Origin of the sequence: Peribacillus asahii (genome assembly GCF_004006295.1) — a bacterium.
In the GTDB taxonomy this organism is placed as follows: domain Bacteria; phylum Bacillota; class Bacilli; order Bacillales; family DSM-1321; genus Peribacillus; species Peribacillus asahii_A.
In genome coordinates this window covers 908,489-923,158 of the sequence record NZ_CP026095.1, presented here as the reverse complement: position 1 = coordinate 923,158, position 14,670 = coordinate 908,489, and the positions used below count along the sequence as shown (strand labels likewise).

At 34.9% G+C, this 14,670-nt stretch carries 12 protein-coding genes and 1 pseudogene; 1 reads left to right on the top strand and 12 read right to left on the bottom strand.

The window, feature by feature from the left end:
• Nucleotides 1-90: 90 nt before the first annotated feature.
• The 4 genes from BAOM_RS04630 to BAOM_RS04620 all read right to left on the bottom strand — a co-directional run bounded on the left by BAOM_RS04630 (nt 91) and on the right by BAOM_RS04620 (nt 5,055).
• Complete coding sequence (locus BAOM_RS04630) at nt 91-1,707, bottom strand: long-chain fatty acid--CoA ligase (RefSeq protein WP_180319843.1); 1,617 nt, start codon at nt 1,705-1,707, stop codon at nt 91-93.
• 310 nt (nt 1,708-2,017) lie between these two features.
• Nucleotides 2,018-2,683 (bottom strand): HAD family hydrolase, encoded by a 666-nt coding sequence (locus BAOM_RS04625; protein WP_127759250.1) that lies wholly within the window; start codon nt 2,681-2,683, stop codon nt 2,018-2,020.
• Nucleotides 2,684-3,103: 420 nt separating this feature from the next.
• Nucleotides 3,104-3,262 (bottom strand): hypothetical protein, encoded by a 159-nt coding sequence (locus BAOM_RS24170; protein WP_164853126.1) that lies wholly within the window; start codon nt 3,260-3,262, stop codon nt 3,104-3,106.
• A 296-nt stretch (nt 3,263-3,558) separates the two neighbouring features.
• Complete coding sequence (locus tag BAOM_RS04620) at nt 3,559-5,055, bottom strand: serine hydrolase domain-containing protein (RefSeq protein ID WP_127759249.1); 1,497 nt, start codon at nt 5,053-5,055, stop codon at nt 3,559-3,561.
• Nucleotides 5,056-5,691: 636 nt separating this feature from the next.
• Here BAOM_RS04620 and BAOM_RS04615 point away from each other — a divergent pair.
• Complete coding sequence (locus BAOM_RS04615; protein ID WP_127759248.1) at nt 5,692-6,135, top strand: universal stress protein; 444 nt, start codon at nt 5,692-5,694, stop codon at nt 6,133-6,135.
• Nucleotides 6,136-6,732: 597 nt separating this feature from the next.
• Here BAOM_RS04615 and BAOM_RS04610 read toward each other — a convergent pair.
• From BAOM_RS04610 to BAOM_RS04580, 8 genes and pseudogenes are all read right to left on the bottom strand, one after another.
• Nucleotides 6,733-8,019, bottom strand: coding sequence for an IS110 family RNA-guided transposase (locus tag BAOM_RS04610; RefSeq protein ID WP_127759247.1), 1,287 nt, complete (start codon nt 8,017-8,019; stop codon nt 6,733-6,735).
• A gap of 287 nt (nt 8,020-8,306) precedes the next feature.
• Nucleotides 8,307-9,185: an IS3 family transposase gene (locus tag BAOM_RS04605; RefSeq protein WP_127759246.1), complete on the bottom strand. Its 879-nt coding sequence runs from the start codon at nt 9,183-9,185 to the stop codon at nt 8,307-8,309.
• Between the two features lie 8 nt (nt 9,186-9,193).
• A complete protein-coding gene (locus BAOM_RS04600; protein ID WP_127759245.1) occupies nt 9,194-9,484 on the bottom strand; it encodes a helix-turn-helix domain-containing protein in 291 nt (96 codons plus the stop codon).
• A gap of 261 nt (nt 9,485-9,745) precedes the next feature.
• Entirely contained in the window at nt 9,746-10,186 is a 441-nt protein-coding gene (locus BAOM_RS04595) for an SRPBCC family protein (RefSeq protein ID WP_127759244.1), read from the bottom strand.
• A 266-nt stretch (nt 10,187-10,452) separates the two neighbouring features.
• Nucleotides 10,453-10,962: a YfiT family bacillithiol transferase gene (locus BAOM_RS04590; RefSeq protein WP_127759243.1), complete on the bottom strand. Its 510-nt coding sequence runs from the start codon at nt 10,960-10,962 to the stop codon at nt 10,453-10,455.
• A 556-nt stretch (nt 10,963-11,518) separates the two neighbouring features.
• Nucleotides 11,519-11,953: a CBO0543 family protein gene (locus BAOM_RS24855; protein WP_306821307.1), complete on the bottom strand. Its 435-nt coding sequence runs from the start codon at nt 11,951-11,953 to the stop codon at nt 11,519-11,521.
• A 150-nt stretch (nt 11,954-12,103) separates the two neighbouring features.
• Nucleotides 12,104-12,547: pseudogene (locus BAOM_RS25450) on the bottom strand (CBO0543 family protein); the annotation flags it as partial.
• A 411-nt stretch (nt 12,548-12,958) separates the two neighbouring features.
• Nucleotides 12,959-14,473, bottom strand: coding sequence for a coproporphyrinogen III oxidase (locus tag BAOM_RS04580; protein WP_127759241.1), 1,515 nt, complete (start codon nt 14,471-14,473; stop codon nt 12,959-12,961).
• Nucleotides 14,474-14,670 lie beyond the last annotated feature (197 nt).

The window sequence follows — 14,670 nt, the reverse complement described above, 5'->3', positions numbered from 1 at the left end:
AAAAGGCCATTCCATTTACACGTGGAAGGCCTTTTTGCTTCTTTATTTTCCAATAAAATTCGGTTTTCTTTTTTCAACGAACGCCTTTAATCACTTCTTTAAGTATTGATCCTTCAGCTGCTCTCGCAACGCCCGTTTTAAAAACTTGCCGACGGATGTTTTCGGAATATCTTTTACAAACAACACTTCATCTGGCAGCCACCATTTAGCAAATTGCGGTGTTAAAAATTCAAGAATGTCTTCCTGTGTTACTTTTCCAACGTACCCTTCCTTCAACACGACACAAGCAAGAGGACGTTCCTGCCATTTTTCATGCGGCACAGCAATAACTGCCGCTTCAAAAATCGCTTCATGCGCCATTAATGCGTTTTCTAAATCAACGGATGAAATCCACTCTCCCCCGCTTTTAATTAAATCCTTCGTACGATCGACAATTTTCACATATCCTTCTTCATCAATTGTCACGACATCTCCTGTATGCAGCCAGCCATCTTTAAAGGCTTCTTCCGTTTTTTCATTTCGATAATATTCGCTAGCAATCCAAGGACCGCGAATCAACAGTTCCCCCATCTCTTTTCCATCCTGCTTCACTTCACCATCTTGTCCGACTACTTTTATATCAATCATCGGAACGACAATGCCTTGTTTTGCTTTTAAATCCAGCAATTCTTCGTCCGACAAATCATCTTGGTAGCTTTTTGGCTTAGAGATGACAACAAGAGGGCTTGTTTCCGTCATTCCGTAAGCATGCAAAAATGGGATTGAATACTTCTGTTCAAACGTCTTAATTAAACTTTTCGGAGCAGCTGCACCTCCGCATAGCAGAGCACGTAAACTGCTTGTATCATAGTTTCCAGTCTCTAGCTCTTGTAATAATCCGAGCCAAATCGTTGGAACACCAGCGGAAATCGTCACTTGTTCCGACTGAATAAGCTCAGCCAGAATTTTCGGTGTAAAATAAGGACCTGGCAACACTTGTTTCGTCCCAAACCATAGGCAGGCAAAAGGCAAGCCCCATGCATTCACATGAAACATTGGAACAACCGGCATCGCGACATCCCGCTCACTCACTGCTCCTGTATCTACTAACCCAAGCGCCATACTATGAAGAACAATGCCTCGATGTGAATAGATGACACCTTTTGGATTACCTGTTGTGGCCGATGTATAACACATGCCCGCTGGAGCATTTTCATCTAAATCTTGTCTCAACGCTTGCTTTGGATTTCCTTGTGCTACTAATGTTTCATAATGGTACACAGGAGAAAGAGAAGTTTTTGGAAGCTCGGCTTGATCTGTCATGATGATGTATCCTTCAACGGACTTTAATTGTGGAGAAATAGCCTCAATAAGCGGAATCAAATCCGCATCGAGAAGCAATAACCGGTCTTCCGCATGATTGATGATATAGGCCACATGCTCAGGGGACAATCGAATATTAATCGTATGCAATACAGCACCATAACAAGGAATCGCAAAATAAGCTTCAAGATGCCGGTGATGATTCCAAGCAAGTGTACCAATCCGGTCTCCCTCTTGAATCCCTAGCTTCTCAAAGCTGCTTGCTAATCGTCTTGTTCGCTCCGCAATTTGTGCATACGTAAGTGTATGGATTCCTCCATCTGTTCTCGATACAACTTCTTTCTTCGGAAAATATTTCTCCACTCTTTCAATCATTTGCGTCAAAATCAAAGGGGTATTCATCATCATAATCTCCTCCTTTTATAGAAAACGCTCTCATTTTATAGTATTCGCTCACCTTTTTGGTAAATCCTGTTAATACACCTTAGGCTTTTTTATTTTCTAGGAAAAATGTGACTTTGAAATAAAGGTTGATCAAAAACACCTCACAAACTCGTATTTTACGATAAATAAAAAGAATCCATTTTGAAAAAGAGTAATCAAAATGGATTCTTATCTAGTAGATTTAAATCTTATTTTTATAAAAAAAATTTGATAATTTCTGTAATCCTTATGCCATTAAAGCGTCCTTAGCTAAATAATAACATGTCGTCATTTATTCAACTTTACTTGCTATTAGAATCTCTTTTATCTCTTCAACACTATTGACAATATGTGTAGGGTGAGAATCACTTAATTCTTCAAATGAACCATATCCATAAGTTACTCCAATAGAGTCAATACCCGTATTTTTCGCACCAATCATATCGTATTTTCTATCGCCAATCATAACAAAATCATCCAGCTTATACTTATTATACTTATCAAGTATGTATTGAATAATTTCAGTTTTTGCTGTTCTTGTTCCATCAAGGTTACTTCCAACAACAAGGTCAAAATACTGGTCAATATTAAAGTACTTAAGTATTTGTTCAGAAAATACAGTAGGCTTTGAAGTTGCAACAACTAAAGTATATTGTTGTTCTTTTAATGATTTTAATAGTAAAGAAATATTTGAATATAGCTTATTCTCAAACATCCCCTTATCTTTGAACCTTTCCCTGTAATAATCAATTGCCCTTTGTGCATTTTCCTCATTAAAATCGTAATATTCAGCAAATGAAACTTTAAGGGGCGGACCAATAAAACATTCAAGTTTATCAATATCAGGCTCATCAATGCCCATTTTCTGTAACGCATATTGAACAGATTTAGTTATACCTATTTTTGGGTCTGAAAGAGTTCCGTCTAAATCAAATAAAATTACTTGGTATTTTTTCATATTAAGATTCCCTTCTACATCTAATGCCTCCTCATTTTACCATATAAAATTCAGAATAATTTCAAATTACTCCTTCTTCCATTAAATAGCCCGTTAATGGAAGAACGAAATATGATCTCAATCATAAAATCCATTCTTTCTTCTAAAGAATGATACGATTCTCCGTTACTGGTCTAAACGCGGTTTTTGACAAGGTTTCGTAACCTGTGATTTTCTGGACAAATATGTTGGTAGTAATATTTACACAACAAAATATATAGTTTAAGAAGGAATCCGGTCCTTATTCGTTATTAAGCAAACAGGCCCGGTTGCAACCGGGCTTTATCATTAAAATTGTAGCATTTCTATCAAATTGAAATGAAGGATGTAAAGTATTTAATTTTTGAAGTAGAAAAATAAAAAACCACTCAGAGTGGTTTTTTAATCGCGCATTGCTCCTGCCTCTCGGGAAGTCATTGCACCTTGTCCTTCGCTTACATCTTTTTGAATTTCTTGTTTTACTTTTTGCGCATCAGTTCCGGCAAATCCTGATTTCATAATAGAACTCAAATTCTCAGTGGCTTGTTGATCTGGTTGCATACTAATCCTCCTCTATAATATATTATTTAACAATCTTATTTTTCACAAAAACACTCGGTATATCCCGAGGTGTCACTTTAAGCAATAATTTGCGCTGATTTTAAGTGCTATTTTGCACATCCAATTTTAAAATCTAGCCGTCTTCACACGGATAGCATCAGGAAAATGCGGATTTACAGCGTTAAAGAAAATCCAAATATAAAAAGCCTAATTTCTCGGTGTTGTAAGAAATTAAGCTTTAATTACTTCATAAAAGCGCCCGATTGTGGAAGTTCATGCAGAAAAGCAACCCTTTGTTATGAAGAATAATTTGAATGTAATTTTTTTTGGTTCCTCCATACTTTATCAAGTACTAGTTTACCAATATTAATTACTCCAATAATTATAAGGAATAATGGAATGATGAATAAAGCATGCCCAATACCTGGAGCAAATATTGTTGCCACTGACAATGGTACTACTTGAGTTACAAAATACAATAGTAAAAATGGTAATAAGAAGTTAAAAACAATCAAAGACACTACATTAAGAAACAACCTGAAAGATGTTATTTTACGTTTTTGTTGGTTAAATATTTTATAGATAGAAAAGAATATGTATGCTATCGCTACAGCAATTATTAAATCAAACATAATATAAATCATAAAAGGATTCTCTTCACTGGCTTTAAGAGGTTCATTATGTTTAATAAAATTGTATAGATTCGTCATTATCTCATCGTACCGATTACTATTATAATAATCGAATGAATTGATCAGTAAGGTAATTCCATACTCTTCATCTAAAATGACTCTTGAATATGTATTTTCCGTCCAGCCATTATGAGTAATCACATCCTTATTTACTTCCCATCCCATCGCATAATAAATATCATTCCCAATGAAAGATGATGGTTGATGCATTTCGTTTATACTTTGTTTTGATAAAACACTCTCACCTTTAAATTGTCCTTTTTTTAATATTGCAATCATATAATTTGCCATATCTTCAGCACTTGAAATGAGATAACCATGAGGAACGTTCGCTTCATGATTTAATTGTTCTGTTGGCATTTTAAATCCAAACATCGTTTGATATCCAACAGCTATCGTATTGTTTTTATCTTCTTTTGAATCTGCATAACTATTTTCCATCTGAAGCGGTTTAAAAATATTGCTGCTTATATATTCAGCATAAGGAGTCTTCGTGACTTCTTCGATGACTAAACCTAAAATACTGTAATTCAGATTGGAATATTGGTATGTTTCACTAACTCCTTTTGTTAGGTGTACATCCCTTAAGCTCTCTACAAGTTTTTTAATCGATTGATCACCTTGAGAAATAGCAACTTGTCCATCATATTCAGAGATTCCACTCGTATGATTTAATAAATGTCGGATGGTAATTTCTTTTGATGCTTCCTCATTTGCCAAAGTAAACCAAGGTATATATTGTTGAACTGGATGATCCAATTGAATCATTCCCTGATCTACTAATTGCATGATGGCTAGTGCAGTAAATGACTTACTAACAGACCCCAGGACAACGGGCGTCTGTGATGTCATTTCCTTTCCATTAGGACCTGATATTCCATAACCTTTGATATACTGTACCTTTTCATCTTTTACTATCGCTATTGAAGCACCAGGGATATTAAGTCTCTCAAGTTCATTATTCATGTATTCATCAATTTTAGAAATGTCTACATCATTATGATTTTCGGTTGCCAGAACCTTCTCGTTTAATGATGTAATAAAAAAGAAAAGAATGATTAGTATTAGTTTTCCGATTTTTGATAGTTTTACATTTTTCATGGTATAAGGTCCTCCAAATTCTATAAAACGAACTATATTCTAATATCAATGAAAAATTGTCTATTCCTTTATTTCCAATACGTGTTTTTATATCTGCTTTATTCACACTTGTAAAAGTTATTTAATTTAATATTATTTATCTCCTCTTCTCAGTATTTCAATATTTGAGTATGAAATCCAAAAAAACCATAATTTTACCATAACATCTCAATTATTAAATTTAAATAATGTTATTAATTTGTTAAAAATTTCAAATGGAATAAAACTTAACCCGGCGTAAGTTGTATCGATACTATCTTATTCTGTATCCTTGGAATAAAGTTTGATTAAATTAACTTAATAAACCTTAATAAAAGAGCAAATAGAAAAAGCGTGTTTTGAAAAAAGATTGATCAAAACACGCTTTTTCTATAATCAATTGAATCATCCTTTTATAAAAAAGTTTGATAATTTTTGTGATCCTTGCCCAATTAAAGCGCCCGATTGTGGAATAGAATGAATCACATTTTTTAACAACTTTATTGTAAATAAAATAACTTTTTAATATTCACAAAATTGTCTTAATATTCACAAAATTGTTTCAAATCCTTTTCATCGCTATTGTTATAATAGATTTATAAAAGGAGGAGATATATCATGAGTGAACATTATAATACTATTTTAGCAGCTGTTGACGGTTCCAAAGAAGCAGAATGGGCTTTTAATAAAGCGCGTACAATTGCCAAAAATAATAATGCAAAACTAATTTTAGCGCATATAATTGATACAAGAAGTTATCCGATTATTGAAGAATACGATACAACTATTCGTGATCGTTCTGAAACATTCGCTGACGATCTTGTTAAAAAATATAAAGAACAAGCAAAAGCTGCTGGTATAGCAAATATTGAAACAGAAATCGTATTCGGTTCTCCTAAAGCACAACTTTCAAAAGAATTACCTAAAAAGCATAATGTAGACTTAATTGTCTGTGGTTCAACAGGTCTAAACGTAGTAGAACGTTTCTTCATCGGTAGCGTATCAGCAGCTATTGTTCGCCATTCTCGTTGTGACGTTGCTATTGTTCGCACTAATGATTAAGAAGCGTAATAACAAATATTGTACATAAAAAACCTTGCTCCAAAAGGGGATGCAAGGTTTTTTACATTGCTTATTAAACATACTGCGAAACTTCCATATTAGTTAATTTTCTTTTAATTGTATTTATAAAAGAAAATTTTGGGTAACGGTATATATTGTAAAATCCCTCTTGAACTATACTCCCTCTATAAAATAAGGAATATCTCTTGTTTTCTCCTGTTTTCTTAGAATTTTAAAGTCGCTTACAGGTGTTAGTCATTCTCTTATTGGGATTAGAAGGAAGTGAAGGATATTTTTGGAGCCAAGGAGTAAAAAAACCTTTAGCCACTTAACCACCTTTATCCAATAAGTGGGTATCCAGTTAAATTATAGTTGCACTAGTGGTCTCCACGTCTCTCATGGAGGTCAACCCTCCCATGTCTCACAGAGTCTTCGCTCCAAAATTCCTTCGTCCAACCTTTCCATGAGGTGGATGTCAGTTTATGCTGCCCGACAGGGTCCTTGCCCGAAATTTAGTTGAATACTGACTAATCCGTGCTTCAAATGTCTACTAAACCATAAACGTTCCTTTATTCTGATTAACAGGGCTACAAAAGCCTAAGCTACCTTCAGCATCACAGCCATATGAGGGATGTCCTGTAACATTCTTTCTTCGCTAAATTCACATTGTTTTTTACCGATGGTAAACAATACACGTATCAATTTATTGCACAGGGCGATAAGAGATTGCATCTTTTTTAAAGGATGGTTCGGACGTTTTGTATAGTACGCATGTAGGGCTTTAAAAGCAGAGTTCTTGGCGACTAATGGCATGACAACTCGGAAAAGGAGAGCTCTCAGCGTCTTCCTACCTCTCTTCGTAATCTTCGTTTGTCCCTTATGTTTACCTGACGTATTTTCTTTTAAGCTTAGTCCTGCCAACTTAATGATTTGGCGAGGATGTGAATAATCGTTTAGGTCTCCGACCTCTGCCAAGAATCCAGCCACTGTATCTTTACCAATCCCTTTGATTGCCAGCATTTGATGAACACCGGGTATCTGTTCAAGTAAGGCATCTATTCTAGGTTCCAGTTCTTCGAACTTTTGTTTAATGAGATCATACTTGTCTAATAAAATGCGAATCTCTAATTTCGCCAGCTCTGATCCCTCACGAATGCCGATTGAAAGACCGGCGACTCGTTTTAACTCTCTTACTTTCCCAAGACCAACTGCACGTTTTACGGCCTTTTTAAGATGGGCTAAGATTTCTTCATCAGAGATCTTTACTAGCTCACTTGGCAGTAAGCTGAGCCTTAATAATTGTAGTGCTGCTTTTCCCTCCCAGTCTTTAAAAACCGTGAGAAACTCAGGAAAATACCGATCCAGCCAGTTGTGAATTTGCCCTTGTACGGATTGAAGATCAACAGATAAAAGATCACGTATTTTTCTTGCCGCACGAAGTTCGGCATACACTCCCTGCGGAATCTTAGGTTCAGCATATCTTCCATCTTTGACTAGCTGTGCAATCACTCTGGCATCTTTGACATCATTTTTGGTAGGTGAATTATCATCTAATTCTTTACTTTTCTTGACGTGCATAGGGTTCACGACCACAAACTTAACGTCCTGTTCTTTCAAGAAATGAGCTAGATTCAGCCAATAATGACCGGTCGGCTCCATCCCTACGATAGCCTGATCCATGTCATGTGTAGTGATAAGCTGTTGAATCCAACTCGAAAATCCATCAAAGCCAGGCTTTGTATTTTCAAAGTATAAAGGTTTCCCAAACTCCATTCCTCTAAAGTCCTGTGCACGTGCAACATGTTTCGATTTGGCAATATCAACACCGACAATAAGTGTTTGGGAAGTGATTTGAGCGATTTTTTGATTTTGGTTATAATTCATAGTGAGCCTCCTGGTATGCGAATAAGTAGTCCTTTTTGCCGGCAAGCTTTAGGACCCTCTTATCATACCAAGAGGTGTTTTTTATGTTCAAACCCTCTATTTCTTCATTACAGGAATGCTGCCCGTTCGTTTAAGTGCAAACCTTCACAATCTCTTCTGTATTTCAAACACAAATATCTAATTTTCAATACAGGTGCTGTTCAACAATCTGGCCCTTAAATGAAAATTAGCGCTATTCCTTATTTTGATCTGACCCCTGTCAAGTAGACATAAAAAAATAAGCGCAGTTAAGAAGCCTGACTTCTATATTCGATAGGAGTCAGGTTGTTTAGCTTGGTTTGAAACCTTTCGTGGTTATAAAAGTGAATGTAGTCTTTAATAGCCCTTCTAACCTCTTGTGAAGTTTTAAAAGTATGCAGGTTAAAACATTCTGTTTTTAAATGACTAAAGAAATTTTCCATACTAGCGTTATCCCAACAGTTGCCCTTTCTAGACATACTAGCTTTCATTTTATTTCTTGTGAGTAGCTGATTATAGTTATGGGAAGTGTATTGGTATCCTTGATCACTATGGAGAAGGAGTCCCTTTACATTCCTTCCTTTTATGGCTTTTTTAAGAGTATCCAAGACTAGTTTATAATCATTACGTCTACTAATTTGGTACGCAACAACTTCGTTATTATATAGGTCTTTGATGGCAGACAAGTATAGTTTCTGTCCATTGAAAATGAGGTACGTAATATCCGTTACCCACTTTTCATTAGGGCGAGAAGCGTAAAAGGATCTATTTAAATAATTATTCGAGATAAGATAAGGTTCTTTCTTACCGTAATAAATTCGTTTCTTCCTGATAATTGCTTTAATACCTAGCTCACTTAGTAACCGTTGAACTTTTTTGTGATTAATATGAATATCATAGGTCCTCTTTAACCAAATTTGTATTCTTCTATAGCCATAGATGCCCTTATATTTCTGATGACATTCTATTATTTTCTGCTTTAGCTTCTCATCCTCTATCTGCTTTTCCGAAGGTAATGCTTTACGCTTTATCCACTTGTAGTATCCACTTCTTGATACTTTAGCTAGATGACAAAGTAGCTGTATAGAGTGAGCTTGTTTAGATAAATCATTAATGATTGGAAATAGAATACTAGGTTTTAGATTCATTCCTCCTTTCACATCTTTAAAAGCTTTTTTAACAGTTCATTCTCAGCTTCTAATCGCTTTATTTTCTGTTGGGTATTTTCAAAGGTAGATGAAGAGACTCTACTAGACCCACTTTTTCTGCCACGTTTTTCTCTAAGACCAACCATCCCATCTTCACTAAACTGTTTAACCCATCGTTGTATGTTTTTTCGATGAGTGTTTAATTCTCTGGAAACGGCTGCATAATTCTTCTTTTGATGAAATAAATCCACTGCTTTTTTCTTGAATGATATATCATAAGTCTCTGCTTTTTTCTCCATAAAAAATACCCCCTTAATAATAGACAGATTAATGCGCTTTTTAAAACGTGTCTACTATAAGGGGAGCATACCAATTTCAGGAAAGCGCCCGATTCTCGAATATTGAAAAAAGAGACCATCCTTTTTTGAACAGTCCCCTTTCCGCTAATTATAAAATTTCTAGTAGAACTTCTATATCATTACATTGGTCACTTCAGAATGTTACCATCTATACTTCAGAGAAGGTATCTCCAAAATGAATCGACTTTCAATCTTTGAAAACTATGAGAATACTGCAATTTTACGTGCGATAGATTCTGTTAAACGAGAGGCTACTTTCGGAACAGCCCATTTAATAATTGGTGTTAATACGGCACCAGATAATCCACCTGCACGGACTTCTACCGTACAAGTCATTATTGTTTCACCATTAACATCTTCTGCAGTAAAGTGACCGCTTCCTGTAAAATTATCTGATAAACCTTTTAGTTCAAACTTAATATTTGAAGGTTCATTCCATTCGGTAATATCTACCTGCGCTTGTATTGTTTTTTTAATACCTTTCACACTGCCTTCAAATGTCCAAATAGATTGCTTGTCATTTATGATTTCATGTTCTTTATAGGCTGGTACTGTCGTTGCCCATTTTTCAAGATCACTGACATAATCCCAAACTGCTTGTACATCTGCTGGAACTACTACAGTATGCGTTCCCGTTGCCATTATGATCCCCACCTTCACTATGTATGAATTGTAACTTTACATCTCTACAAAATAATTATTACATAAAAAGCATAAACTTACATCATTAATTATACATAGCTTTCCTTCTTCCAATCCTCCACAACCTGGTCCTAAAATGAAAATAAACGCTAATCCTTGCTACAGGATAGTGCCCTTTAGTTGAATAAAACTTCTATAATTATTCCTTATTTTAATTTTAAAAGTGGCTTATCGAGGTTCGATAAGCCACTTTTATACATATTGTATTATTTTGATAATGCGATTTTTATATGGGCTAAATGATGCTCTTCGTGCCAAGCTAATTTTGCAACTTTTGTTGCGACTGTTATTATACCATTTATCTGGTGAGTAAAAGCTCGATTTAATTGCTCTTCAGTTAAATTATGTCCTAAAGATACGATGCGCTCATTTATACCTTCTAACATTTTAATAGAACTTTCTACAGGAAGCTTTGTATCCGGTTGAATAGCCCACTTTTCTTCATCAAAAGCTGGTACTGTTGGATTCTCATCTGTTAAAGCCAGCTTCAAACGTTGATACATGTTCAACTGAGAATCTGCAATGTGATGAACAAGTTGACGAACTGTCCAGCTACCTTCACGATAAGTTCTACCTAATTCCTCATCACTTAATGAATCGACAGTTTCTCTTAATCGAATCGTGTAAGTTTCGATTTCCTTTAGCCATTCTTGAATATTTTCTAATGTTACTTTTTCAGGAACTTGCAGTTTCCCAATTGGGTATCTTACATCCATTTTCAATCCCCCTTTTCCTTATTCTTTATTTCATTATATTTCGGTATTAACGTTTAATTTTATTTAATTATATCACTTCAACAAACTGTATCGTAATTGAAAAGCTTATTCAATTTATAGTAATAGGTAAGCTTTTGAAGTTATCGCCATCTTTTCTCTCACTTCACACCGTACGTGAGACTTTCACCTCATACGACGTTCCACAGGCTATTACCCCTTTAAAATTTATAGACTCGATGTGAAACTCATAATCTATCTACACATAAAAAGAGAATATGCCGAAATAAAGAATATCAAATTAAGCATTCTTAAAATGGTGAAGAAGGTAACGCGACTGGAATAAACCTTGAGCAGATAGAAAAAGTACAATTCTTACTGCAGAATTGCGCCCTTTAATGGAATGACAGAACTAGGGCTTTAAACATCTTATTGTTAATCAACATTATGAATGCTATATTGCTGCTAAAAGTCGAAAAGGAATTTAGTCCCTGTTTTATAAACGTTTAAAGCTTATACATATATCCTTCTTATAGACTTACGGGTAATATTTCTCGTTTTATCTTTCCTGCTTGTTAATTAATTGCATCAGGATACGGATAAACATGAATAAAAAAAAGATACTGATAAACGTGTGTATCCATGTCCATGTATGATATTTAATTAAATCTGTATACCTTTCAAAAATAACCTCAATGATCGTTAAAAAAGCGGTATACAATGTACATTTCAGAATAATGCTGGGATATCTTGAATAATAAGTTGCTTGATAAAAGTAAATACAGACAACTGGAAGTATAAGATATTCATACAGAATGCTAGAACTGAAATAGTTACTTAAAAAGCTTATAGGATATTCGAGCATTTTTTCTTCTACAACAATAACACCAAGAAATGTTGAGAAAAAAGAGGTTAATAAGAAAATTAAAATCAAATCTTTAGTTGGTGGTTTTCTTAAACTAAAAAAGAGTAGGGCGATTCCTATTATGAGCATTGACCATAAAATTATTCTTTCCATGATAATCAATCCTTCAAAAATTGTTAATTTGCTCAACAATCATTGCAACCAAAGTCAGGAGTTGCCGAACACCTTATGAATATACCACTTTTTCTTACTAAAGGAATTCACCCGTAACTTCAAAAATTATTTCATTTTATTTAAAGGAAAATCAAATTCAATGATAAGTACTATAAATATTCCTAATACTATCAGCCATGCTAACAGTGGTTTTTTATAATGAATAGGAAATACAATAAACATAGCAATAACGAATAGAACCGAATTCCACATACTCCAACCATTATGATGAGATATTAAACCAATTTGTAGGTTGATATATTCAACTGCAACATATAGAACAACCCAAAATATGAAGTGAAATATTCTTACTCTCCATTTGTTCGTTCCGAAGAAATATTTTAGATAAATCAAAATGGTCACAGGATAACGAACAAACATAATCATTAGCGAAATAATTGTATGGTTAAAGAATGGCAATGAAAATGCTGTTTCTTCAAAGTGCCAAAATGGGTGATTATAGGTTAAAAAGTTATGTAGAAGGTCATTTAAGATAAAGAAGAGTATTGTTGGATAATACTTTTCCTAATTCCTCCCATCACCCCATCGCCAACCAGCTAATAAAAATAAAAAGTTATAGATGATGTGCATAGATGTATCATTCCTAATGTAGTTTGTGGACTATATATCTTATATCTTCTACATTTATTGGATTCTCTAATCCATTTCTAAAAAGTAACAAATACCAAAACTGCCTATAATAATTTTTCTTGAAATAACCTGCTTCGTTCAGTACAAATTTTCACAATCTGGCCCGAGTGTTGAACAAAGAAATACTCTACAAAATAGATCTTTTTATCAAACTTTATTTTAAATCAACAAAAACACAACTTATCGCCCTAATGGCGAAAGCCGATGTAAAATACTTCCTTTAATCCTTTAAAGAAATTAAACTTCTTAACGTACAAAAAACCCCAAGCATTAAGCTTGGGATTTCTCATTATCCAATAACTCTTCCAACATTTCAATTTTCTTTTGTGTATAATGCTCGAAATGATCATTGTACGATTTTGGATCTTTCGGATTTGCAAAGTGAGTAATTTTCCCTGTCACTGGGTCAATAAATTTACTCGCTGCACCGCAGCCAAGGCCGAGAATCGTTTGCTGCTCTTCCATAATCATAATGTTATAAATGCTTTCCTGACCTGGCAATGAATAGCCGACATTTTCTAAATTACCGAGAATGTTTTTCTGACGATATAAATAATAAGGAACATATCCATGATCCGCTGTCCACTTCTCTGCTGCATGCATCATTCTTTCTACTTCATCGCGAGATGCGACTTTATACTTTTGTTTATTCTTCGTCATTTCTGAAGCACGTTTAAAAGAAAGTGTATGAACGGTTAAAGATTCCGGCATCAATTTTTCCGTTTCAGCCAGCGTTGTTTCAAACTCCGGTAATTCTTCACCAGGGAGACCGATAATTAAATCCATATTGATGTTATTCATCCCCATGCTGCGTGACAAGTGGAATTTATCAATCGTTTCTTGAACAGTATGATGCCGGCCAATCGCTTTCAATGTTTCTTGGATGTACGATTGCGGATTTACACTAATTCGGTCGATATTCCATTTCTTCAACACTTCCAGCTTCTCAGGTGTAATGGTGTCTGGTCTTCCCGCTTCAACCGTAACCTCACGAACATTGGCGACATCAGGGAAGGAAGTGTACATTTCTTCATACAACATATCCATTTCTTCGGCTGTAATACTTGTCGGTGTACCACCGCCATAATAAATCGTCGTAATCTTAATGCCTTTTTCTTTTAAATAACGACCCATTTCTCTTATTTCATAATGAAGACCGCCAAGGAAAGAATTAACTGAACCTTGACGTCCATTAATCGCATAAGCAGGAAATGTACAATACGCACATTTCGTTGGACAAAACGGAATCCCAATATAAATACTCACTTCTCTTCTTAAATCATACAAATCTGGAACAGCCGCTAATTGACGTTCGGTAATTTTTTGCATTAAGTCAATTTTCTCATCCGAAATTAAATAATCTTCCTTTAACTCCGCGTGCGCTTCTTCCATAGATAACCCTTGCTGAAGCTTTTTATGAAGCAGCTTGGTCGGACGAATCCCTGTCAAAATCCCCCACTTTTGAATCGTACCCGTAAGCTGCTGCAGCACTTGTAAATAAGCATGTGACACCGCACGCTTCACTTGCATGAATTGTTCTTTTTCTGTAGCTGGCAATACAAGCGCTTCTTCGTGTGCTGCCTCAAAGCGTTTGTTCGTTGATTGCTCTATCAGTACTGCGGAAACAGTAATTTGCTCTGTAACATGCCACTCTAAATGAACAACGAGTTCCGCGGCTTCTTCTTCCCCAAACTGAATGGTTGTTTCTTCAAAAAATAAATTAGCTATATTTTGAAGCGGTCGTCGAAACCGCTCATCTGTAATACCATGTATCGCAATTTGCAAATTAATCACCTATCTAATTTTTTTATCCTTTAAGAAAGTTTACCTTGTTTAAAGGATTAAAGCATAAGAAAAAACAGCGACTTTCACCATTAAGAGTAATAAGTCGTGTTTTTCTAATAAATATCCATGATAAGTGTACCTAATCGAGATAACACGGTCAACAGAGGAGAAACTGGGAAGAAATAGAATAATCCATA